Source organism: Methylocystis sp. Se48, assembly GCF_056269425.1.
Genome location: NZ_CM149850.1, coordinates 3,499,850 through 3,522,057 on the forward strand (window position 1 = coordinate 3,499,850; position 22,208 = coordinate 3,522,057).

Sequence of the window (22,208 nt, forward strand, 5' to 3'; positions counted from 1 at the left end):
GAGAACTGTCCGATCGGACCGGCGGCCGTTGTCCGTCCTGTTTAGTTAGGCAGGGCGAAGACGGTCAGCACGCCGCCGAGCGCGGTGTAGTTGGCGAGCGAGGCGTAGTTGCCCACGGCGCCGAGGCCTTCGTTGGACTTGGACAGTCCGGCCGCGAGGCCGATGCCGGCCCAGCCGCCGACGCCGGACAGAACCGCGACATACTGCTTGCCGCCCGACTCATAGGTCATCACATTGCCGATGATGCCCGACGGAGTCTTGTATTTATACAGCTCCTTGCCGGTCTTCGTGTCCACCGCCTTCAGATAGCCCTCCAGCGTCCCGTAGAACGTCACGCCGCCGTCCGTCGACACCGCGCCGCCCCACGCCGAGAACTGCTCCTTGTTCGACCACACGATCTTGCCCGTCTTGGCGTCCCAGGCGATGAAATTGCCCGTGTGGTTCGTGCCGTCGCCCAGAACCTTGCCCGCCGGGAACATTTCCAGCGTCGCGCCCACATAGGGCTGGCCCGCCGTGTAGCTCACGCGGAACGGCTCATAGTCCATGCAGACGTGGTTCGTCGGAACCAGGAACAGACCCGTCGCCGCGTCATAGGACGCCGGCTGCTGGTCCTTCGAACCAAGAGCCGCCGGGCAGACGTTCTGCGTGTTCACGTCCTCGCCGTTGTGCTGCGTCGAATATTTGTCGACAACCAGCGGACGCCCATAGGTCTTCGACGACTTGTCCATGTCGACCTTGGTCGCCCAGTTGGTCGCCGGATCATATTTCTCCGCCACCAAAAGCTCGCCGTTCGTCCGGTCCAGCGTATAGGCGAAGCCGTTGCGGTCGAAGTGGACCAGCGTCTTGACCTTCTTGCCGCCCATCTCCTGGTCGGCCAGGATCATCTCGTTGATGCCGTCATAGTCCCACTCGTCGTGGGGCGTCATCTGATACAGCCATTTCACCTTGCCGGTGTCCAGGTCGCGCGCCCAGATCGTCATCGACCAGCGATTGTCGCCCGGACGCTGAACAGGGTTCCACGTCGAGGGGTTGCCAGAGCCGTAATAAACCAGGTTCAGCTCGGGATCGTAGCTATACCAGCCCCAGGTCGTGCCCCCGCCCGTCTCCCACTGATTGCCTTCCCAGGTCGTGATCCCCGAGTCCTTCTCCACCGGCTTGCCCAGATGCGTCGTCTTCCCCGGCTCGATCAGCGTGTCGGCGTCCGGGCCCATCGAATAGCCGCGCCACACCTGCTTGCCGTCCTTCACCGAATAGGCCGTAATGTGGCCGCGCACGCCGAATTCGCCGCCGGCAATGCCCACGAACACCTTGTCCTTGAACACATGCGGAGCCGCCGTCGACGTCTGGCCCTTCGACGGATCGCCGTTCTTCACCGACCAGACCACCTTGCCCGTCTTCGCGTCGAGCGCCACCAGCGTCGTGTCCGCCTGAGCCAGGAAAATCTTGCCGTCGCCATAGGCGAGGCCACGGTTCACCGTGTCGCAGCACATCACCGGAACAACCGACGGGTCCTGCTTGGGCTCATATTTCCACAAAATCTGATGCGCCGGGTCCTTCGCGTCCAGCGCATAGACAATGTTCGGGAACGGCGTGTGAAGATACATCACGTCCGTCGTAATCGTCTTGCCCGACGAATCCGTCACCTGCACATTGTTCAACACCAGCGGCGCGCCTTCATGGCCGCGCAATACCCCCGTCGAAAACTGCCACGCCGGCGCAAGCTTCCCAACATTCTCCGTCGTAATCTGCTTCAATCCAGAATGACGAAGATTCCAGTAGTCCCCCGTCGGCAAAGCCCATTGCGCGGGGTCTTTTTGCAGCGCGAGAAGTTCGTCGTCCGACGCGGCGGAGGCCGGGGCGGGGCTCGCCGGCTCGGCCGCGGGAGCCGGAGCGGCCGGCGCCGCCGCAACCTTTTCGGCGGCCGGAGCGGGCTCGGCGGCGGTCTTGGCCGGAGACGCCTCTCCGCCCTCGGCCTTCTCATGGGCCGGCGGGGCTTTCGCGCCCGGCAGGGAGGAGCCTAGATAATAAAGGCCCCCGCCGGCAAGCCAGATGACCGCCGTCGTGGCGAGCAGATTGCGCGTATCCGTCTTCATTCCTCTCCCTCCCTGTCAAACAAGCGACTTTTCCCACGCTTTGGCGAACGACCGCTCGCCTTGCGCGTTCCTTCGGCCCGAAGGGTCCGCCGTCGCAGCCTCGCGCGTTTTCGCATTAGTGGATCGGCCCCAGGATAAGCGATCCAGCAAATAAGAGCACTCGGCGCGTTGTCGCGGTCTGGCAAACCGCCGGCGGCGTCCAACCGTCGGGGGTCTACAACAGGGCGCTGCTGCGGTCGACCCGTAAGAAACGTCCGGGTTCGCCGGAGGCGCGAGACGCCGGGTCGCGCAAGAGTTGTATGAAGGAGGCGCTGCGCGCAACGCACTCGCCCGGCGTCGGCCGGAAGGATCTGGTCCATCTTCACCGAATGCGCCGGGGAGGCTATGGTCACGATCTCGGGTCAAGGAAGCCGCGCTGGTTGCGCGCATCGAGGACGGCTGGTCAGATCGAGCGATGACAAGCACCAGACTGCCGCAGCTGGCGTTCGGCGAGAGGGTCGCGCGACGCGTGGATCGCGCCAGCGACGCGGCGGCGCAATCGACCGCCACCGTCTCCTCGCTGAAAAAATATGAGCCGAAAGGCGGGGAAACCGATTTTCGCGGCAAAATTTCCAATCTTCTTCTGCGCGATCTCGCGCTTCACGCCAATGCGTCGGAGCCGGTTCGAGCGGAGATGGCGCCGTCGGACGGCCTGTTTTTCATCATGACCCTTCACGGCGTCTGCCGAACCGAGGTCGAGGGGCGAAAGTATGAAGTTGTCCCGAATCACAAGGCGTTGCTGCTCACCGAACGCCAGGTCCGCTATGGCGAATCGGAGACGCGATCGATCCTGGTCGCGCGTCTCGATCCCATGCGGCTGAGCGAAACGGCGCGCGCCATGCGCGGGGACAGGCCCGGCTCGGGGGCGCCGCGGCCTGAGGAGACATCGGCGCGCGCCATCAATTTGCGGTTCGGCGCGGTCGATCACGCCGCGTCTATGCGCTCGGTCCTCGGAGTGATCGATTCGCATCTCGACAATCCGGCCGTCCTGGACGCTTTGGGTTTGGACGATCTTCTCTATCGGCAAATCGCGCTGATGACGTGGCCCGACCTTTTTCTGGATGCGTCGGAGCGCGTTCCGAACAGTCGATCATTTTCAGTCCTGGACGACCTGTGCGAGCTGATCAGGAGTCGTTCGGGTCGCCTTCTCACGATCACGGAGATGGAGAAGTTCACGGGGCTGTCCGGCCGGACCCTCCAATACGCCTTCAACAAGCGATTTGGCTGTTCGCCGATGGAATGGCAGCGGAGAGAGCGTCTCCGCCTGGCGCATGTCAGGCTCACCGCCGGCGACGAACCGATAAACATCGCCGCCCTGTCGGCGCAGCTCGGATTTTCTTCTCCATCGAGATTTGCGCGCTATTACAAATCAATGTTTGGCGCGTGTCCGTCCGAGCGCAAACGATAGCGCCGCGTCGACAGGCGAGGGCGCGGCCGGAAAGGCCCGTCGTTTCAATGTGGCATTTCTGCAACATGCTTTTTTTGATCGTCAGCTTTTCGGAATCGGCCCATGGCCTTGCGCAAAGCGTGTTGACGCTCTCGCTCCCACTCTTTTAACAGATCGTTCATGAGGAGAATCAAACGAACAGAGGGATGGCGCGTCCTGCGCATGGCGATCGTCGCCATGTTCGCCTGTCTGTTCGTTTTCCAAAATCTCTCCAGCGCGATCGGCAACGGCGGCGCCGCGGCGGCGAGCGCGATTCAGGCGCAAGCCGATTGCGGGGCGCAGCCTGAGGAGCATCCGGTCAAGAAGGACTCCCACGCGTCGCATTGCTGCCTTGCGGGTTGCGACCGTCACAGCGGCAGGATTCTCCTTTTCATCGCCTCCGCTCTTGCGAGCGTCATAGACGAATTGACGCCGGGCGACGACGCGCATGCTGTTTACAGGACGCCGGGCGACGATCCTTTTCCGACCAGCGGATGGGCGACGTCCTGGGCTTCCAGAGCCCCTCCAGTTCTCTCCTGATCGAGCGTCGCGCGGCCGCTCGCCGCGCAAGCCGTGTCCAACCGCGCGGATGGTCTCCGCGTCAGGAGAGAACCTATGTCCCGTACCAACCTCATGCGAGGCGTTTGCCTCGCCACGATAGCGCTTTGCGTTTCGCAGGCGTATGCACAGCAGAACCTTCCGACGATCGATATCGGCGGCGCCCGGACGCAGGCGTCCGCGCCCTCGCGCGCTTCGACGCGGGGGCCGGTTGAGGCTCGAGGGGCGTCTCCCGCAGCCGCGTCGCCGCAGCCGAGAAGCCCGATTCTGCGCGCCTCGGTCTTCGACCAGCCGACAGGGCAGGCGGTCACGAATCTGAACACGCCTTTCATGAAATATATCGGCCAATCGCCGCAGTCGGGGCTTGGCGACCTGCTGCGATTCTCCCCCGGCGTCGCCGTGACGACGCTCGGCCAGGGCGGCGAAGCGATCATCTCCATCCGCGGCTCGGCCAACAACCCGAACGCGCGCGCGATCGGACGCAACTTCGCGCTGCGGGACATTGTCGTCCTGTCGGATGGTTTCCCCGTCACCTCGGCCGACGGCTTTACCCGCACCGCCGCCCTCGATCCCCACGCTTTCGGCGGCGTCGAGGTCTATCGCGGCGCGTCTTCCGCGCTTCTCGGCAATTTCGCCGTCTTTGGCGGCGTCGACTTCAAGTCCTACACGGGCGCGCAGCTCGACGGCGTGGAAATCGGCTCGGAGGGCGGCAGCTTCGGCTACGTGAAGAATTTCGTGCGCGCGGGAAAGCGCGTCACGACGCCGGCCTATGGCGAATTCGACGTCTCGCTCTTTGCGTCGGACAACCGCTCCGATGGGTTTGTTCCGCATCAGAACTCCGAGGCGCAGACGGTCAATCTCCTCGCTAAATGGGCGCCGACGGCGACGGATCGATTCACACTCAAATATATGTTCAACAATACCTTCGGCGACCAGAACGGCCCGTTCTCCCTGCTGCAGTTTTACGCTAACCCGTATCAATACGGCTACGGATGTCCGCTCGCGGCCGCTCTGAACAGCCCCTTCTGCGTCTTGCGCACCGCGCCGCGAAACGGCATTTGGGGCATACCGAACCAGCCGAACAACCCCAATGGGTTGCGCCCGCAGAGTTACGAGTCGCTTGGCATCCACGGCCACACGCAGCAGCACATCGTCGGCGCGCGCTACGAGCACGACTTCGGCCAGGGCACGACGGTGCGGGCGCAAGGCGCGTTCAACTTGCGCGAGATTCTCGCCGGCGCCCAGCCCCCGCCGGCCGGCAATTATGGCGCGCCCGTCGATCTGATGGGCGGCACGAACAATTGGGACGCGCGCCTGGACCTCACCCATCACGGGGCGATCTTCGGCATGCCCTCGCTGAGCTATCTCGGCTTCATCTACAACGAGAGCAAGCAGTCGGACATTCAGCACGCGCGCGTTCCAAACGCTTGGCATTACGGCGTGCGCGGCGCCTGGGCGGGCGAAGTCGACGCCCATACCCGCAACCTCGCCCTGCGCGCGCGACAGGAAATCGAATTCGGCCACGGCCTGACGGGCGTCGTCGGGTTCAGCTCGAACTGGAACCGGGTCTATGGCGACATTCGCGTCAACCGCTATACGGCCGCGGGCCTTTGGCAGCCGCCGACCATGTTCGCCGTCGACAACGAATATTGGAACACGGCGCCGGAAGCCTCGCTCACCTGGCGATATAGCCCCGAGTGGCAGTTCCGCGCCCGCTATGCCGTGGGGTACGGGACGCCGCCTTTCGACAGCCTGACCAATACCCCCACCGGCGCCGGGCCGAACACGGCCCTGAAGGCGCAGACCAATATGGGCGCGGACGCCTCGGTCGAATGGACGCCGAACGAAACCCTGACGGCGAACGTCACCTTCTACAACGAATGGTACCGGAACGAGAACTTCTCTCAGGTTGGGCCGGCGCCGCAGCTGCAGAACTATGTGACGAACATCCCGGCCTCGATCCACCGCGGCGTCGAGACGGCGATCGACTGGCGGCCGATCGAGGGATGGCGGTTCTTTGCGGCGCATACCTATTACAGCCACTTCTTCACGAACTTCCAGGACTCGGTCACCGGCGGCTATGTCTTCGACCGCTCGGGCAAGCGCATTCCCAACGTTCCGGCGCACACTTTGACGGCGCGGGCGGGTTATGACGTTCCGGCCGGGCAAATGAAGGGGCTAGGCGCCTATGTGGAATATGTCTTCCGCTCGGCGCATGCGCTGAACCCTTATAATACGATCTGGTCGCCCGGTTACGGCCTCGTCAATGTCAACCTGCACTATGACAGCGATTGGGGCTATGGCTGGGCCAAAAGCTTCAGCGCCTATGTCGAAGGGCGCAACCTCATCGACACGCCCTACGCGGCGGCCTCCTTCGCCATCAACGACACCGTCACCAACGGGGTCATCACGCCTGCCGGGTTGCGCGTGACGGACGGCAATATACTGCCCGGTCAGCCGCGCGCCATCGTCGCCGGCATGAAGGTCAAGTTCTGAAATTTTCGCGCCAAGGAGGAAAAGCGAATGAAAAAGACGATCTCTGGCCTCGTCCTCGCCCTGACGCTGGGCGGCGGCGCGGCCCTCGCCCAGGCGCCCGCCGAGGCGCCCTCCATGCCGAAGATGGAGCATAGCGGCATGAATCACGGCGGCATGGATCACGGCGCGATGGGCGGCCACAAAATGGGCGACCAAAAGGGCATGAGCGGCGACGGCGGCTATCATCACCGTTTCGAGGACGCCGACAAATGGGCCAAGCAGTTCGACAACCCGCGGCGCGACGAATGGCAGAAGCCCGATCAGGCGCTCGATGCGCTCAAGCTGGCGCCGAATGCGTTGGTCGCCGACATCGGCGCCGGCACGGGCTATTTCAGCGTGCGCATCGCAAAGCGCGTCCCGCAGGGCAAGGTCTACGCGGCGGACATAGAGAAGGACATGGTCCGCTATCTCGGCGAGCGCGCGAAGAAGGAAGGCCTCGCCAACATCACCCCGGTGCAGGCCGCGCCGGACAGCGCCAATTTGCCGGAATCCGTCGACGTGATCCTGCTCGTCGACGCCTATCACCACATCGGCAATCGCGTCGATTACTTCAAAAGGCTGCAGGGCTCGCTGAAGCCGGGCGGAAAGCTCGTGATCATCGACTTCCGCATGGAGAACACGGATGGTCCGCCCAAGGAGCATCGCGTGTCGATCGAGAAGGCGACCGAGGAATTGAAGGCCGCGGGTTATTCGCTCGTCGAGACGCAGGATTTCCTTCCGCGGCAATATCTCGCCGTCTTCAAGAAGAGCGGCGCCTAACGAGCTCTATGGTTCTAGAGCGACGGCGCTCTGTTGAGCTTCAGTAGCGCCGTCGGCGCGCCGTTGCCGAAAACATCCAGCCGCCCGAATTCTGGCCGCCCGGCCCCTGGCCAAGGAGCATGGCTCTATGCGCGTTCATCGCAGAACGATCCTCCTCGCTCTTGGCTCGAACCTGGTCGCATCTGCAACGCAGGCGCAGAACGAGTCGCCGTCCTGGGCGCCGGCGCGCGATTTCAAGGACACGGCGAAATGGTCGGCGGCGCTCGACAATCCGGAGCGCGACGCCTGGCAAAAGCCGGATCAGGTCATCGACGCCCTCAAATTGCCCAAGAACGCGCGCGTCGCCGACATCGGCGCCGGCACGGGCTATTTCAGCGTGCGCCTCGCCCGCCGTCTGCCGGAGGCAAAGATTTTCGCGGCCGACGCGGAGCCAAAAATGGTCGAGTTTCTGGCCGAGCGGGCGAAACGCGAGAATCTGCCCAATTTGATCGCCACGCCGGTGACGATCGTCGATCCGCAATTTCCCGAGCCGCTGGACCTTGCGCTTTTCGTCAACGCCTATGGCCAGTTCCCGGATGCGGACGCCTACTTCACGAAGCTCAAAAAACAGCTGAAGCCGGATGGCCGCGTGGCCCTCATCCTGGCCCGGCCGGACGAGCGGATGGGTCCTCCCAAGGATCGCCGTCCATCGTTTGAAAAATGCGTGGAGATCATGCAGAAAGCCGGCTTCGCGCTCGTCGCGGCGCCAGACTTTCTGCCCCGTCAGTTCATCGCCATTTTCAAGAAGAGCGCGCAATGACGCATGAACCCGCGCCGCGCGAGCGGTTGCTCGACGAGCGCGGCGCGATCGCGCTAATCGTCGCCAATACGATCGGCACGGGGGTGTTCACCACCTCCGGTTTCGCGCTCGCCGATCTCGGCGCGCCTTCCTACGTCATGGCCGCCTGGCTGATCGGAGGGCTTTACGCTCTCGCCGGGGTCGCGATCTACGCCGATCTTGCGGCGCGCTACCCGCAATCGGGCGGAGAATACGCCTTCCTCAGACATACGCTTCATCCCGCGCTGGGAACTGCCGCGGGATGGGTTTCTCTCGTCGCCGGCTTCACGTCTCCGATCGCAGCCGCGGCGCTCGGCGCTCAGCTCTATTTCGCGCGCGTCGTTTCAGCGCCGTCGACTGCGCCATGGGTCGCGTCGCTCCTGATCGTCGGCCTCGGGCTGACGCACGCCTTTGCGCCGCGCGCAGGCGTGCAATTGCAGAATGTCGCCGTCGCGATCAAGGTTCTCGCAATCGCGATCTTCATCGCCTTCGGCGCGCCCCATGTCGTGCGGGGGATCGGCGGCGCGGCGGCGCCGGGGGGCGCGCCTTTCTCGCTTCTCGCCTTCGGCGGATCCCTCGTCTGGATCTCCTACGCCTATTCGGGCTGGAACGCCGCCGTTTATGTGACCGGCGACGTCGAGGGCGGCGGCGCGGCGGTGCGCCGCGCGCTTTATGCGGGGACCGTGCTCGTCATTGCGCTCTATCTCGGCGTCAGCGCCGCGATCCTGTATAGCGCGCCCATCGACGCCCTGGCCGGGGTCGCGGAGTCCGGAGCCGTCGCGGCGCGGGCGCTCGGCGGCGTTCAGGCGGAACGGGGATTGAGCGCGCTCATCGCGCTCGCGCTCGTCACCTCGGCGTCCTCCATGCTCATCAGCGGTCCGCGCGTTTATGCGCAGATGGCGCGCGACGGCGCCTTGCCGGCGATTTTCGGCAGGCTGCATGGCGATCATCCGCGCACCGCCATACTCGCCCAGGCGGCCGTGTGTCTCGTCGTCATCTGGAGCGCCGGGCTTCGCGACCTGCTCGAATTCGTCGGCGTCACGCTCAGCCTTTCAGCGGCGGCGGTCGTCGTCGGCTGGCTGAAGCAGGAATTTGCGCGGCCGTCGCGGCCTAGGTCGACTCTTCTCGGCGCCGCGATCATCTTTCTCGCGGCGACGGCCGCCATCGCCGTCGCCGCCGTCGTCATGCGGCCAGGATCGGCGCTCGCGGCGCTGATCCTCGTCGCCTTTGGCCTTTGCGCGCATTATGCCGGCGCAAGAACGAAGCAGGAGCCTACATCCACTTCTGGCGCTGCCAGCGAATAACGCCCGTCAATGTGAGAAACACGGCGAGCGTCGCGAAGAGGTCATTCACCCAGCGCCATTCCGACCAGAACAGCATCCCCGTGTGGACGCCGCGCAGCCACATGAACATAGGAACGCCGGGCGCGTCCGGTTGCGCGGCGTCAAGCGTCTTCAGGCGATTGCCGTCGACGTCCGTCAGGACAAGACCGGCCGCGGTGCGCCACAACAGCCCGCCCTCAAAGGCGGAAACGTCGGAAGGCGCGAAAAGACGGGCGTCCATGCCGCCGCCCGCGATCATGCGCATGGGCGGGCCCGCAGGCGCGCCTTCGCCGCCGGCCCGCGCCATCGGCTTCGCGCCCATGCCGTCGGCGGGCGCGAGCGACGCCTCGTGGAAGGAAAAGTCGTCGCCGCGAATGAGGGCGGTCGTTGCATTGCCCGCCATGATCGCGACGCGGTCGCCGATTCGACGCATGCGGCTTGCGCCGCCGATGGGCCTTCCATGTCCGTCTTCCTCGCGCGCCCAGCTCTTGCCGCCATCCGCCGTGGTGAACATCCCGTACATGTTGCCGACCGAGAACGCGCCGGGCGCGTCCGGATAGCCAATGAGCGCGTCGATCCGCTCATCCCACGACGCGAGTTTGAAGGCCGGCGTCAGCATCGCCTTTGGCGTCACGATGCTACGCAGCCATCCGCCGAGTTCCCTGTCGTGATCCATTACGACGCCGGTGAGCGCGAGATAAAGCAGGATGGGCGAACAGACGATCCCGATGGTCGCGGCGTGCGTGCGATAGAGCCAGGCGGTCGTCGTGCGTTTGGCCTCCGGCGTCATGCCGCGCGCGCCGGCCTTCGCCTGCATGCGCCACCACTTGCCAAATCCCCAATAGAGAAGCCCCGTGATCGCCAGCGTGAACATCGCCAGTCCGCCCGCCTCATTGACGAGGCGCGACGTCGGGGCCTCGAAGAGGCCGCGCCCGAAATGCAGCGAGCGCAGAAATCGGTGCAGACGGATCTCCGTCGGCCGCGCCTCTTCCGGCAAGGGTGCGAGAGCGAGCGTTTCGGCCTTCGACGGCGCGTCGGGGTCGAATCGGAAGACCTTCGTCTTATCGATGACGCCGAGCATTTCCGCCGGGGCCGCGCCGCGCGAGAGCGCGGTCACCCGTTCGCCGGCGAGTCCCGCTAGCGTCGCGGTCTCGCCGCGATCGGTCGAGACGTAGAGCCCCTCGTCCGAACCGATCCAGAGCCGGCTCCAGCCGAGCGCCGGATCGGCTTCGATTGCGAATATTTGGGGGCGCGCGTCGTCCTCGAACCGCGTCGGGGTCCATGCCGCGCCGCCATCCGTCGTCCGCCAGAGGCCGCGGGGACCGGCGGCGATGCGCAACGCGCTATTTTCCGGGTCGATCTGAAGCGCGCGTATGACGTTCCGGGCCGCGTTTTGCGCGAGCTGCGACGATGTCAGCGAAGAAGGGGCGCTGGCCTGTTGCAGCCATCGCCATCCGTCGTTGCTCAGGAAAAAGCCGGTGAGCCCCAGCACGGCGAGCCAGGCTGCGCCGAACAGCCCCGCCCATTTGTGAATCGTGAAAGCCCAGCGATAGAGCGGCGAATTTCGCCCCCGCTTTCGCGTCGGACGCACATCGTTCAACGGGGACTTCCGATTTGTAGCGCGTTCCGGAATGGGGTGGTTGTCGCGCGGCAGCGCGATGCGGGGCTGTTCGTTCATAGGGCCTCCTTCGAATCTCGAAATCGAACCGCCGCTCCGCCCGCGCGCGGCTCGATCTGGAAGGATTTCCTTTTACCGCCGCGCTCGCGGATCGCATAGCGCCCGGCTGATGTCATCGCTCGGATCAGGACGCGCGCGACGACCGGCGACGGACGACGCGCGCCCTGCCGGTTCAAAGCGATTTGAGAAAAGCGACGAGCGCGGCCTTCTCGCTCTCCGAAAGGCCGAGCGGCCTGATCTTCGGATCGAGCGCGGGATTGGAGCCGCCGCCGCGATCATAGAAGTCGACGACCTCGTCGAGCGTCTTCAGGCTGCCGTCGTGCATATAGGGCCAGCTGTCCTTCACGCCGCGCAGCATGGGCGTCGCATAGGCCCAGCGGTCGGCGGGGTCGTTCGTAATCTCGAAGCGTCCGACGTCGTTGCGCGGCGCGGACTGGCCGAGGCCGATCGCCAAAAGGCTCACATCCTTGACGACGCCGGGAGACAGCTCGACCTTGATCCGTTCAGAGCCGCCGCGCTCCCGGAAGGCGACGCCGGTATTGTGGAAGGATTGATCCGTGAAGAGCGCGCTCTCGGCGCCAATCGCGTGGCAGGCGGCGCACCCGCCCTTCGTGACGAAGACGTCGTAGCCCTGCCATTCCTGCGCCGTCAGCGCCGATCTGTCGTCGCCGAACAGCGCGCGATCAACACGGCTGTCGCCCCGCAACAAGCTCGATTCATAGGCCGCGATGGCGCGGCCGAGCGTCGCCATCGTAACGCCTTCTCCGGGAAAGGCGGCGCTGAAGGCGGGGCCGTAATCGGGGTCTTTGCGAAGCCGTTCGAGGAGCGGTCCGATTCCCGTGTTTCCCATCTCGTCGGGCGCGAGGAGAGGCCCCCAGACCTGCGCGGCGAGATCGGTTTCGCGTCCGTCGTGAAAGAGGAAGCGCTTGAAAACGACGTTGTAAAGCGACGGCGCGTTGCGCCGAAGAGAGCGTCCTTCCATCCCGATGGAGAGCGCGCTCTGGTTTGATGCGAAGCCCTGCGCGGGTATGTGACACATCGCGCAGGACAGCGTGCCATTGACGGAGAGGCTGCGATCGAAGAACAGCTTTTCGCCGAGCGCCCGCATGGCGGGAGAGCCGGCGATTGCGGCCGGAACGGGCGGCAGGCCGCGCGGCGCGACGATCTCTTGCGCTTCCGCGAATCCGCGCCCTGCGAACAGGCACGCGAGGAGGAGGAAGAGATAGCCGCGCCCCGTCGCCATCGCGTCACTGCTCCTTTCGCCCGGCGCGCGCGTCAGGAAATGAGAGCGCGACCGTGAGGGCGTCGTTCAAGAGGTTTTCCGGGGTGAGAAAGGCCGTGCTGTAGATCTCGCGAACCCATCCGTCGGGGTCGATCAGGAAGACCTTCAGCATGTGATTGATCGCGCCTGTTCGCCGTCCCGCGCCATCGCGTTCGTAGTCAATGTCCTGCCCCATCGCTCGCAGGAGCGGCGAGAGACTTTCTTCGGATTTCGCCGTCAGGAAGAACCAGGGCGGCGCGCCGTCGTCTTTTTCCGCCGATTGATAGAGTTTCAGAACGGCGGGCGTATCGCGCGACGGGTCGAGGCTCACGAAGACGAGGCGCAAATTTCGCGCGAGCAACGGATCGGCCGCCGCCGCCTTTCTTGCCGCCTCGAAGGTCGACCATGCGACGGGACAACCGGCCGCGTCTTCGCAATGTCCGTAAAAAAAGCCGAGCGCCGTCACCGCGCCGGTCACGTGGCTGGACAGGTCGACCGAACGTCCGTCGCCATCGAGCAATTGCGCGTCGGGGGCGCGTTGAATGCGATGCAGCACGTAGGTTCCGGGCGCGGGCAGATTGGCGACGGCCGGGGCTGCGGATTCTGCGGCCCGAGCGGAAACCGCCGCCGTATCGCAGGCGAATATCGCCGCACAGAGCAGAACGAAGAGCGCATGCGCGCTCTTCGCTTTGTGGCCGGGCGTCGTCACGGCAATTCCGCCTTCTGCGCGCGCGCAGTAAACTTCATGTGATGCGCTCGTCCGAGTCCCTCCTTGTGGAAGTCGACCATGAAATCTTCCTTCAGCTCCTTGCCGTCCCAGGAATAGGCCTTCAGGAATTGCTCATTGTCGGCGCCCTTCTTGTCCCAGTTGGCGAGAAGCGAGGTGGTGAAATAGACGCGCTTCCCGTCCCAGCTTTGCGAGACCATGTTCACCTGCGCGCCGATTTTCTTGGAATAGACCTGCTTCGGCGCCTCGGGATTGGAGAGATCGAAGAGCCGCGCCGTGCCGTCCATGAAAGTGTTGACCCAGAGGGACGAGGCGTCCGAGGAGATCGAGATGTCAACGGGCAGCGGAATCTTCGCCGGATCGCCGATATCGGCCACGGGCTTCGCCTGCCACTGATGGTTCTCGTCCTGCTTGACGAGATAGAGCTTCGAGGTCAGCGCGCCGGCGGTGATCGCCCAATCCGCGCCGGGCTTCAGCGCCCAGCGGATTTCCAGCGGCGCGCCGGGGACCGAGAAGATCTTTTCGGGCTTCATCGCCTTCAAATCCCACAACACCATTGAGTTGCCGAAATTCTTCATCGCGGAGCCGTCCTGGATAAGCTGGGACAGATCCATCATGTAATTTGTCCAGCCCGTGAAGCTCGAGGTGAGCATCCGGTTCTGACCGGGATTGATCGCGATGTCGTAGCCGTAGCCGTCGCCGCCATTGTTCAGCGGCATGGGCGTCGTCGCGACGAGATCGCCGGCGTTGTTGTAGGTGATCAGGCCCGTCACGCCGCCGTGATCCTTCTTGTTGGACAGCGCCTGCACGAGCATGCGGCCGGGCAGGGCGTAGAACGTATGCGGGCCGACATAGCCGGTGCTCTCGGCGAGGTTGTCGATCGTCTTGACGAGCTTCGGCCTGGCGGGATCGGAGCCGACGTCGAAGATGAAGATCTTGCTGTCGTCGAGCCGGCCGGCCCAAAGATATTTGCGGTCGTCCGTGAAGCCCATGTGATGCGCCTCTCCGCGGCCGCCGACGGAAAGCGTGTGGATGACCTTGCCGTAAGTGGGCGAACCGGGAATGACGTCGATCGTCACGAGCTTGTCGGACTCGTCGCCAACCCCTTTTTCGCCGAGCGTCCAGACGTGAAGAAACTGTTCCTGACCCTTGATGAGGCCGGTCATGAACGGCGAATTGCAGGTCTCGTCGGCCCGGGCGGACGCGACGGCGCCCGTGATGGCCAAGGCGCTCAATGCGCACAGTCCCGATGCGGCGCGGTTCGTTCGGGTTTTCATTTTCTCCTCCCTCTCTTGCGTCCGTCGCCTAAACGGCGGCAGGGTCGATGATCGTTCTGATTTCGCTAATGCGGTTGACGGGGAAGCCGCCGAGCGCTGCGTGTTCGCGAATGAGGTCGGCATTGGCGGCGATGTAGATGCAGTAGAGCTTGTCGTCGGTGACGAAGCTTTCGATCCACTGGAGGTCCGGTCCGATCCTTTCGACGACCGAGCAGGACTTCTGGGACATGGCGCGCAGTTCCGAGGCCGACATCCGGCCCGCTCCGGGCGCCTCGCGTTCGATGATGTATTTCGGCATGTTCGCTCCTTTAATTCATCTAGGGCGGCATTTGATATGACCGGTCATCTTGTTTAAGGGCAAAAAAAATCACGCCCGGAAGTAGCCGTTCAGCAGCATGTCCCGGAATTGCGTGAGGGGGCGCACGGACCGTTCGATCTTCATGCGCAGCAAGGCGCCTTGCCAGAGATTCACGACGATATCCGCCATGTCCTTCGCATCCATGTCTTTGCGGAAACGCCCCTCGCGCTGGCCGCGCGCGATTCCTTCGCGAAGCTTGTCGCGATACCGATGCACGGCCTCGCGCAGGGAGGTCTGGGCCAATTCGCTCGTGTCGCCGATTTCGCCCATGAGGTTGCCGAGCAGGCAGCCGCCCTTGAAATTGCGCCGTTCCGTCTCTGCGATGAGTTCGTCGAAATAGGCGCGCAATGCGCCGTCCGCGGCGAGGTCTTTGCGTTGAAGATAGCCGTCGAGCTGCTTGATGAACGGGTCGATGTAATGTTTGACGACCGCGGCGCTGAACGCCTCCTTGCTGGGGAAGTAATTGTAAAACGACCCTTTCGGCACGCCGACGCTTTGCACGATCTCCTGCAGGCCGGTCCCGTGGTAGCCCTGATCCATGAGGAGCGAAACTCCCTGGTCGAGGAGCTTCTCCCGAAGTTCTTTCACGTCCCGTCTGCTCATATTTGCTAATATATGACCAGTCGTCTCATTTGACAAGCGCCGCCCGCGAGTCGCGCGGCGTCACTCTGCGACCAGACAAGTTTTCGTTGGCCGTTCATGTGGCGGACCGCCGCTTGAAACCCGCCTCCCAAAGGAAATATAGCCATTATGCCGCCGTTCGGCGGAGAGGAGAGAGGCGCCATGCGCCACTTTACCCCGGTCATGGACTTCGACCTTGGCGAGACGGCCGACATTCTGCGGCGCCAGGTCGAGAGGTTCGCGGCCCGCGAAATCGCGCCCCGCGCGGCGCAAATCGACGCGAATGACGCTTTTCCCGCCGATCTTTGGAAAAAGCTTGGAGAGCTCGGCGTCCTCGGCGTCACTGTCGCGGAAGAATACGGCGGCGCGGGACTCGGTTATCTCGAACATGTGGTGGCGATGGAGGAAATAAGCCGCGCCTCCGCGTCGGTCGGCCTGTCCTATGGCGCTCACTCGAATCTCTGCGTCAATCAGATTCACCGCAACGGCTCGCGGGAGCAAAAGCGCCGTTACCTTCCGGGCCTCGTCTCTGGCGACTTCGTCGGCGCGCTGGCGATGTCCGAGCCCGGCGCGGGATCGGATGTCGCCGATATGCGCCTGCGCGCGGAAAAGCGCGGCGACGCCTATGTCCTCAACGGCCGTAAAATGTGGGTGACCAACGGTCCCGACGCAGACGTCATGGTCGTTTACGCGAAGACGGATCCGGCCGCCGGCGTGCGCGGCATCACCGCTTTCATCGTCGAGAAATCATTCGAAGGCGTTCGCGCGGAGGGCAAGATTCGCAAGCTCGGCATGCGCGGGTCGAACACGGGCGAACTGGTTTTCGAGGACTGCCGCGTGCCGGTCGAGAATGTTCTCGGCCGCCCCGAGAGGGGCGCCGCCGTCCTGATGAGCGGACTGGATTACGAGCGCACGGTTCTGGCGGGCGGCCCCATCGGCATCATGCGCGCCTGCATGGACGTGATTCTTCCTTACGTTCATGAACGCAGGCAGTTCGGCCAGCCGATCGGCGAATTCGAATTGATGCAGGGCAAGCTCGCCGACATGTATACCGCGCTCGGCGCCGCGAAGGCCTATGTCTATGCTGTCGCCCGCGCATGCGATGTCGGCCGCTGCACGCGCAAGGACGCGGCTTCCGCGATCCTCTTCGCCGCCGAACGGGCGACGTGGATGGCTCTGGAGGCGATTCAGTGCCTTGGCGGCAACGGTTATACGGAAGACTATCCCGCCGGCCGCCTGCTGCGCGACGCGAAACTTTACGAGATTGGCGCCGGGACGAGCGAAATAAGACGCATGCTGATTGGGAGGGAGCTCTATCAGGAAACGGCCTGATGGCGCGGTTCCCGGACTGTCGCCGGAGGAAAAGCGATGGCGGTCATTGACGCGTCGGTCGACCCGCGCTCGGCCGATTTTGAGGTCAATCGCGCGGCTATGTCGGCGCTCGTCGCGCGCTTGCAGGCGATCTCGAACGCCATCAGAGACGGCGGCGGAGACGGGGCGCGGGCGCGGCATCTCTCTCGCGGCAAAATGCTCGCGCGTCAAAGGATCGACGCGCTGGTCGATCCGCTGTCGCCTTTCCTCGAGATCGGCCACTTCGCCGCTCACGACATGTATGAAGGCGGGCTGCCCTGCGCTGGGGTGGTAGCCGGCGTCGGACGCGTCGAGGGTCGCGAATGCATGATCGTCGCGAATGACGCCACGGTGAAGGGCGGCGCCTATTATCCCATGACGGTGAAAAAGCACCTGCGCGCGCAGGAGATCGCGGCGCAAAACAGGCTGCCCTGCATTTATCTCGTCGACTCCGGCGGCGCGAATCTGCCGATGCAGGACGAGGTCTTCCCCGATCGCGATCACTTCGGCCGCATCTTCTACAATCAGGCCCGCATGTCCGCTGACGGCGTGGCGCAGATCGCAGTGGTCATGGGATCGTGCACGGCCGGCGGGGCCTATGTGCCCGCAATGTGCGACGAGACGATCATCGTGAAAAACCAGGGAACGATCTTCCTCGGGGGACCGCCGCTGGTCGAGGCCGCGACGGGAGAAATCGTTTCGGCGGAAGAACTGGGCGGGGCCGACGTTCATTGCCGCCGTTCCGGGGTCGCCGACCATATGGCGGAGAATGACGCGCACGCGCTCGCTCTGGCGCGAAACATCGTCGCGCGTCTCCCCGCGCCGGCGGCCGCGTCCACGGGCCGCTGCGCGCCGGAGTCGCCGCGTTATGACGAAGGCGAACTGTATGGAATCTCGCCAACGGATCTTCGCAAGCAATTCGAGGTCAGGAACGTCATCGCGCGTCTCGTCGACGGCAGCGACTTCGACGAGTTCAGGGCGTTGTATGGCGCGACGCTGGTCGCCGGCTTCGCACGCATCTGGGGCTATCCGGTCGGCGTCATCGCGAACAACGGAATCCTGTTTCCGGAAAGCGCGCTGAAGGGGACGCATTTCATCGAGCTCTGCGCCCAGCGCGAGACGCCCATCGTGTTTTTGCAGAATACGACGGGCTTCATGGTCGGGAGCAGGTTTGAGGCGGCGGGCGTCGCGAAAGAGGGCGCGAAAATGGTCGCCGCCGTCGCGACGGCCGCCGTGCCGAAATTCACCGTGGTCATCGGCGGCAGTTTCGGCGCAGGCAACTACGCCATGTGCGGCCGCGCCTATTCGCCGCATTTTCTCTGGCTGTGGCCGAACGCGCGGGTCAGCGTCATGGGCGGCGCGCAGGCCGCCGCCGTGCTGTCGCGCGTCCGGCGCAAATCGATCGAAGCGCGCGGCGACGAATGGCCGGCGGACGCCGAAACGGCTTTCGCTGCGCAGATTCGCGCCCAGTATGAACGGCAGGGCGATCCCTTGTATTCGAGCGCGCGCCTTTGGGACGATGGGGTGATCGATCCGCTGGATACGCGCCGTGTCCTGGCGTTGGCGTTGGCTGCGGCCAGCGGCGCGCCGAAAGAGAAGACGCGATTCGGTCTTTTCCGCATGTGAGGCTGCATGAATCTGCTGGAGACGATCGACGACAGAGGCGTAGCGACGCTGACGCTCGACCGGCCCGAGCGACGCAACGCGCTTGACGGCGCGCTGGTCGAATCGCTTACGGCGGCGCTGCGCCGGCTCGACGCGGCGCGCGACGTCAGAGTCGTCGCGCTCACGGGAGCCGGCGAGGATTTCTGCGCGGGCGGCGACGTGAAATGGATGCTGCGGGCCGCCGCCGCGCCGCCGGAATTCAATGAAAAGGACGCACTTGCGCTGGGAGAAATGTTCCACGCGCTGGATCGGCTATCGAAGCCGACGGTTGCCGTCGTGCAGGGAGCGGCCTTCGGCGGCGGCGTCGGGCTTGTCGCCTGCTGCGACGTGGCCATTGCCGCGCAAAGCGCGAAATTCTCCCTCAGCGAAGTGAGACTGGGGCTGATCCCGGCGGTCATCGGCCCTTACGTCGTCAGGGCGATCGGGGCGCGGCAGGCGCGCGCGCTGATTCTTGGCGGGGAAATCCTTCGCGCGGATCACGCGCTGAGGATGGGGCTTGTTCACGAGGTTTCTCCGGACGGCGCGCTGGCGGAGGCGCGCGAACGCGTCGTCGGGGCGCTGCTTCTCGGCGCGCCGGAAGCGCAGGCGCAGGCGAAGCGTCTCGTCTCGCTCTGCGTCGAGCGCGCGCCGGGCGAGCCGCTGACGCGGGAGACGGCGCGGCTTCTCGCCGAGCGCCGCGCTTCAGCGGAGGGTCTCGAGGGTTTGGGCGGTTTTCTCGAAAAACGCGCCCCGAACTGGCGCGGGCGCGGGAACGGGTGAGATGTTCCGCAAAATCCTCATCGCCAATCGCGGCGAAATCGCCTGCCGGGTCATCCGGACCGCGCGACGGCTGGGGATCGCGACGGCCGCCGTTTATTCGGAGGCTGACCAGGACGCGCTTCATGTCGAAATGGCGGACGAAGCTTATTCGATCGGCCCCGCCGCCGCGCGCGAAAGCTATCTGGCGGCGGAAAAAATCATCGACGCCGCGCTGCGCAGCGGCGCCGCAGCCATTCATCCGGGCTATGGCTTTCTGTCCGAAAACGCGTCCTTCGCGGAGCGCTGCCGGGAAGCCGGCCTGATCTTCATCGGACCGCCGCCGTCCGCGATGCGGATGATGGGCGACAAGGCGCAGGCCAAGAATCTGATGGCGCGCGCGGGCGTCCCCGTCTTGCCGGGCTATCACGGCGACGCGCAGGACGCCGCGACTTTTGCTGCTGCGGCGGCGTGGATCGGCTTTCCGATTCTGGTCAAGGCGTCGGCGGGCGGCGGCGGGCGGGGCATGCGCGTCGCGCGGCGGGAGGAAGAGCTTCCGTCCGCGCTGGAAAGCGCAAGGCGCGAAGCGCTCGCCGCCTTCGGCGACGGGCGGCTGCTCCTCGAAAGACTCGTCATGCGCCCGCGTCATGTCGAAGTTCAGATTTTCGGCGACAGCCGCGGCGCCGTCGTCGCCTTCGCGGAGCGGGACTGCTCCCTTCAGCGCAATCACCAGAAAATCGTCGAGGAGACGCCGGCGCCGCGGCTGCCGCCGGCTCTTCGCAAGGCCATGCGCGCGGCCGCCCTCGCCGCAGCGGAGACGGCGGGCTACGCGGGCGCGGGAACGGTCGAATTCCTCGTCGAGAAAGACGCCTTCTATTTTCTGGAGATGAATGCGCGTCTTCAGGTCGAACATCCCGTCACCGAGATGATCTCCGGCGTCGATCTCGTGGAATGGCAGTTTCGCGTCGCGGCAGGAGAACCGCTGCCCTTACGGCAGCAGGAAATCGACGCGCGCGGCTGCGCCATGGAAGCGCGAATCTGCGCGGAAGATCCGGCGCGGGGCTTTCTTCCCGCCGCCGGCGCGCTCACTCACTTGCGGCTCCCCGAGCAGACGCCGAACCTGCGTATCGACGCGGGCGTTCGACAGGGAGACCGCGTATCGCCCTTTTACGATTCGCTCCTCGCCAAGCTCATTGTTTGGGGCGAAGACCGCGAGAGGGCGGCGGCCAGATTGCGGAACGCGCTCGAATCGGTCGAACTCGTCGGCGTCGCCTCCAATCTCGAACTGCTGCGGGAACTGTCTCGCGACGCGCGGTTCATCGCCGCCGATTACGATACGCAGGTCGTCGAGTGTCTGACCGAAGGACAGCAATTCTCCGGGCAGGCGGACGAGGGCCTGATCTTCGCGGCCGGGGCCGCCGCCCGGCTCGAGGAAGTGCGTTGCGCCCCGGGGGGCGGCGGAACCTGTTCGCCTTGGGACGCAGCGGACGGCTGGCGGATTTACGGTCGCGCCGGGCTGGAGATGTCATTCGCCTGCGACGGCCGGACGCTGTCCGGCGCCGTATTTCCGATTTCGCAGGACGTCTTCGAGATCCGAATGTCCGCGATGCGCAAGGTCGTTCGGGTCCGATGGGCGGGCGACAGGCTGAGCCTTTTTGTGGACGGCGCGCGGCGCGACGTCAGCGTCGTTCGGCGCGCGACGGGCTATGTCGTCATCTGCAAGGGACGCAATCATGTCCTTGAGCGGATCGACCCGCTCGCGCCGCCGCGGGAGGAGCAGACGAATGAAGCGGCGCTGTCGGCGCCCTTGCCGGCGCGCGTCATCCGCCTCTTCGTAAAGGCGGGCGATCATGTCCGGAAAGGCGCGCCGATCCTCGCGCTCGAGGCGATGAAAATGGAAATCACCGTGACGGCGCCGAGGGACGCGGAAATCGAGCGGATCATGTGCGACGAAGGGCAAGCCGTCGCGGAGGGCGCGCGCCTCGTCGATCTTGTGGAGGCGTCATGACCTTGCCCGCGCGCGTGAGAATCGTCGAAGTCGGGCCGCGCGACGGCCTGCAGAACGAATCCGTCGCCCTGCCGGTCGAGGCGCGCGCGCGGCTCATCGAGCTTCTCGCGCGCGCGGGGCTCGGCATCATCGAGGCCGGCAGTTTCGTCTCCGCGCGGGCGGTTCCGCAAATGGCCGGGACGGCCGATGTTCTGTCCCGCCTGCGCCTCGCGCGGCAAAAGCGTCTCTGCGTTCTCGTTCCCAATATGCAGGGGCTTCGCGCCGCGCTCGCTGCGCCGGTTGCGGAGATCGCCGTCTTCGCCGCGGCCTCGGAGAGTTTTTCGCGCCGTAACCTCAATTGCGGAATCGACGAGAGCATCGAGAGATACGCCGAGGTCGCGACGGAGGGGGGGCGCGCGGGCCTTCGCGTTCGCGGCTATGTGTCCTGCGCCCTCGGCTGTCCTTACGAAGGCGCCGTCGACAGCGCACGGGTCGTCGATGTCGCGCGCCGTCTTAATCAGCTTGGGTGCGACGAGATTTCGCTCGGCGATACGATTGGCGTCGGCGCGCCGCTCGCCGCGCGGCGGCTCGTGGAGAAGGTCGCGCGAGAAATTCCGCTCGATCGGCTCGCTGTTCATTTCCACGACACCTGCGGTCAGGCGCTCGCAAATGTCTACGCCTGTCTGGAGGCCGGCGTCGAAATCGTTGACAGCGCCGTGGCCGGACTCGGCGGATGCCCCTACGCGCCCGGCGCGACCGGCAATCTTGCGACGGAGGATCTCGTCTACATGCTGCGCGGCTGCGACGTCGAAACGGGCGTCGATCTCGACCGGCTGCTCGACGCCAGCGATTTCATATCGCGAACTCTTGGACGCGCGCCGGAAAGCCGGGTAGCCCGCGCCCATGCGGCGCGGCGCGCAGGCTTGCCGTTCCCCCGCGCCACGCCAAATCTCAGCCGACAGGATGAGGACGCGCGGTGACCAGCCATTCGCTATCGGGC

18 protein-coding genes are annotated in these 22,208 nt (G+C 65.0%); 11 read left to right on the forward strand and 7 right to left on the reverse strand.

Translation table 11 applies throughout. The features are described 5' to 3' along the window. Positions 1–41 precede the first annotated feature (41 nt). Positions 42–2,093 carry a methanol/ethanol family PQQ-dependent dehydrogenase gene (locus ACV959_RS17040; protein WP_475737734.1) on the reverse strand — a complete coding sequence of 684 codons (2,052 nt, stop codon included), beginning with the start codon at positions 2,091–2,093 and terminating at the stop codon, positions 42–44. Between the two features lie 454 nt (positions 2,094–2,547). On the opposite strand from ACV959_RS17040, the gene ACV959_RS17045 reads away from it, so the two are divergent. The 6 genes from ACV959_RS17045 to ACV959_RS17070 all read left to right on the forward strand — a co-directional run bounded on the left by ACV959_RS17045 (position 2,548) and on the right by ACV959_RS17070 (position 9,531). Further along, a complete protein-coding gene (locus tag ACV959_RS17045) occupies positions 2,548–3,540 on the forward strand; it encodes a helix-turn-helix domain-containing protein (RefSeq protein WP_475737735.1) in 993 nt (330 codons plus the stop codon). Positions 3,541–3,699: 159 nt separating this feature from the next. Beyond that, positions 3,700–4,098, forward strand: a complete 399-nt coding sequence (locus ACV959_RS17050; RefSeq protein WP_475737736.1) for a hypothetical protein — start codon at positions 3,700–3,702, stop codon at positions 4,096–4,098. A 75-nt stretch (positions 4,099–4,173) separates the two neighbouring features. Beyond that, a complete protein-coding gene (locus ACV959_RS17055; RefSeq protein ID WP_475737737.1) occupies positions 4,174–6,612 on the forward strand; it encodes a TonB-dependent receptor domain-containing protein in 2,439 nt (812 codons plus the stop codon). A gap of 27 nt (positions 6,613–6,639) precedes the next feature. Further along, entirely contained in the window at positions 6,640–7,410 is a 771-nt protein-coding gene (locus ACV959_RS17060; protein ID WP_475737738.1) for a class I SAM-dependent methyltransferase, read from the forward strand. Between the two features lie 127 nt (positions 7,411–7,537). Then, entirely contained in the window at positions 7,538–8,209 is a 672-nt protein-coding gene (locus tag ACV959_RS17065) for a class I SAM-dependent methyltransferase (protein WP_475737739.1), read from the forward strand. Next, positions 8,206–9,531 carry an APC family permease gene (locus tag ACV959_RS17070; protein WP_475737740.1) on the forward strand — a complete coding sequence of 442 codons (1,326 nt, stop codon included), beginning with the start codon at positions 8,206–8,208 and terminating at the stop codon, positions 9,529–9,531. Before ACV959_RS17065 ends, ACV959_RS17070 begins: the two co-directional genes overlap by 4 nt. Here the strand turns inward: ACV959_RS17070 and ACV959_RS17075 are convergent. The 6 genes from ACV959_RS17075 to ACV959_RS17100 form a co-directional block, all read right to left on the reverse strand. After that, a complete protein-coding gene (locus tag ACV959_RS17075) occupies positions 9,500–11,227 on the reverse strand; it encodes a PepSY domain-containing protein (protein WP_475737741.1) in 1,728 nt (575 codons plus the stop codon). The genes ACV959_RS17070 and ACV959_RS17075 overlap by 32 nt on opposite strands. 172 nt (positions 11,228–11,399) lie before the next feature. Then, positions 11,400–12,470, reverse strand: a complete 1,071-nt coding sequence (locus tag ACV959_RS17080) for a cytochrome-c peroxidase (RefSeq protein ID WP_475737742.1) — start codon at positions 12,468–12,470, stop codon at positions 11,400–11,402. A 4-nt stretch (positions 12,471–12,474) separates the two neighbouring features. Beyond that, positions 12,475–13,197 (reverse strand): SCO family protein, encoded by a 723-nt coding sequence (locus ACV959_RS17085; protein WP_475737743.1) that lies wholly within the window; start codon positions 13,195–13,197, stop codon positions 12,475–12,477. Next, entirely contained in the window at positions 13,194–14,492 is a 1,299-nt protein-coding gene (gene mtoX, locus ACV959_RS17090) for a methanethiol oxidase (protein ID WP_475737744.1), read from the reverse strand. Before mtoX ends, ACV959_RS17085 begins: the two co-directional genes overlap by 4 nt. Positions 14,493–14,520: 28 nt before the next feature. Next, the gene (locus ACV959_RS17095) at positions 14,521–14,790 is read right to left on the reverse strand and encodes a DUF4242 domain-containing protein (protein ID WP_475737745.1); all 270 of its coding nucleotides are present in this window, start codon (positions 14,788–14,790) and stop codon (positions 14,521–14,523) included. Between the two features lie 69 nt (positions 14,791–14,859). Further along, positions 14,860–15,438, reverse strand: coding sequence for a TetR/AcrR family transcriptional regulator (locus ACV959_RS17100; protein ID WP_475737746.1), 579 nt, complete (start codon positions 15,436–15,438; stop codon positions 14,860–14,862). Positions 15,439–15,633: 195 nt separating this feature from the next. Here ACV959_RS17100 and ACV959_RS17105 point away from each other — a divergent pair, with 195 nt between their 5' ends. The 5 genes from ACV959_RS17105 to ACV959_RS17125 are packed head-to-tail and all read left to right on the forward strand — an operon-like array spanning position 15,634 to position 22,188. Beyond that, positions 15,634–16,803 (forward strand): isovaleryl-CoA dehydrogenase, encoded by a 1,170-nt coding sequence (locus tag ACV959_RS17105; protein WP_475737747.1) that lies wholly within the window; start codon positions 15,634–15,636, stop codon positions 16,801–16,803. Between the two features lie 36 nt (positions 16,804–16,839). Then, positions 16,840–18,447: a carboxyl transferase domain-containing protein gene (locus ACV959_RS17110; protein ID WP_475737748.1), complete on the forward strand. Its 1,608-nt coding sequence runs from the start codon at positions 16,840–16,842 to the stop codon at positions 18,445–18,447. A 6-nt stretch (positions 18,448–18,453) separates the two neighbouring features. After that, the gene (locus ACV959_RS17115; protein WP_475737749.1) at positions 18,454–19,245 is read left to right on the forward strand and encodes an enoyl-CoA hydratase-related protein; all 792 of its coding nucleotides are present in this window, start codon (positions 18,454–18,456) and stop codon (positions 19,243–19,245) included. A gap of 1 nt (position 19,246) precedes the next feature. Continuing rightward, on the forward strand, positions 19,247–21,229 hold the full coding sequence (locus ACV959_RS17120; protein WP_475737750.1) for an acetyl/propionyl/methylcrotonyl-CoA carboxylase subunit alpha: 1,983 nt from the start codon (positions 19,247–19,249) through the stop codon (positions 21,227–21,229). Beyond that, a complete protein-coding gene (locus tag ACV959_RS17125) occupies positions 21,226–22,188 on the forward strand; it encodes a hydroxymethylglutaryl-CoA lyase (protein WP_475737751.1) in 963 nt (320 codons plus the stop codon). The genes ACV959_RS17120 and ACV959_RS17125 overlap by 4 nt, the downstream gene beginning before the upstream one ends. Positions 22,189–22,208 lie beyond the last annotated feature (20 nt).

Coding starts and splice junctions, on each gene's coding strand:
- ACV959_RS17040 (WP_475737734.1), bottom strand. CDS start 2,093: ATGAAGACGGATACGCGCAATCTGCTCGCCACGACGGCGGTCATCTGG.
- mtoX (WP_475737744.1), bottom strand. CDS start 14,492: ATGAAAACCCGAACGAACCGCGCCGCATCGGGACTGTGCGCATTGAGC.
- ACV959_RS17080 (WP_475737742.1), bottom strand. CDS start 12,470: ATGGCGACGGGGCGCGGCTATCTCTTCCTCCTCCTCGCGTGCCTGTTC.
- ACV959_RS17050 (WP_475737736.1), top strand. CDS start 3,700: ATGAGGAGAATCAAACGAACAGAGGGATGGCGCGTCCTGCGCATGGCG.
- ACV959_RS17110 (WP_475737748.1), top strand. CDS start 16,840: ATGGCGGTCATTGACGCGTCGGTCGACCCGCGCTCGGCCGATTTTGAG.
- ACV959_RS17075 (WP_475737741.1), bottom strand. CDS start 11,227: ATGAACGAACAGCCCCGCATCGCGCTGCCGCGCGACAACCACCCCATT.
- ACV959_RS17060 (WP_475737738.1), top strand. CDS start 6,640: ATGAAAAAGACGATCTCTGGCCTCGTCCTCGCCCTGACGCTGGGCGGC.
- ACV959_RS17065 (WP_475737739.1), top strand. CDS start 7,538: ATGCGCGTTCATCGCAGAACGATCCTCCTCGCTCTTGGCTCGAACCTG.
- ACV959_RS17095 (WP_475737745.1), bottom strand. CDS start 14,790: ATGCCGAAATACATCATCGAACGCGAGGCGCCCGGAGCGGGCCGGATG.
- ACV959_RS17105 (WP_475737747.1), top strand. CDS start 15,634: ATGCGCCACTTTACCCCGGTCATGGACTTCGACCTTGGCGAGACGGCC.
- ACV959_RS17070 (WP_475737740.1), top strand. CDS start 8,206: ATGACGCATGAACCCGCGCCGCGCGAGCGGTTGCTCGACGAGCGCGGC.
- ACV959_RS17055 (WP_475737737.1), top strand. CDS start 4,174: ATGTCCCGTACCAACCTCATGCGAGGCGTTTGCCTCGCCACGATAGCG.
- ACV959_RS17115 (WP_475737749.1), top strand. CDS start 18,454: ATGAATCTGCTGGAGACGATCGACGACAGAGGCGTAGCGACGCTGACG.
- ACV959_RS17120 (WP_475737750.1), top strand. CDS start 19,247: ATGTTCCGCAAAATCCTCATCGCCAATCGCGGCGAAATCGCCTGCCGG.
- ACV959_RS17045 (WP_475737735.1), top strand. CDS start 2,548: ATGACAAGCACCAGACTGCCGCAGCTGGCGTTCGGCGAGAGGGTCGCG.
- ACV959_RS17125 (WP_475737751.1), top strand. CDS start 21,226: ATGACCTTGCCCGCGCGCGTGAGAATCGTCGAAGTCGGGCCGCGCGAC.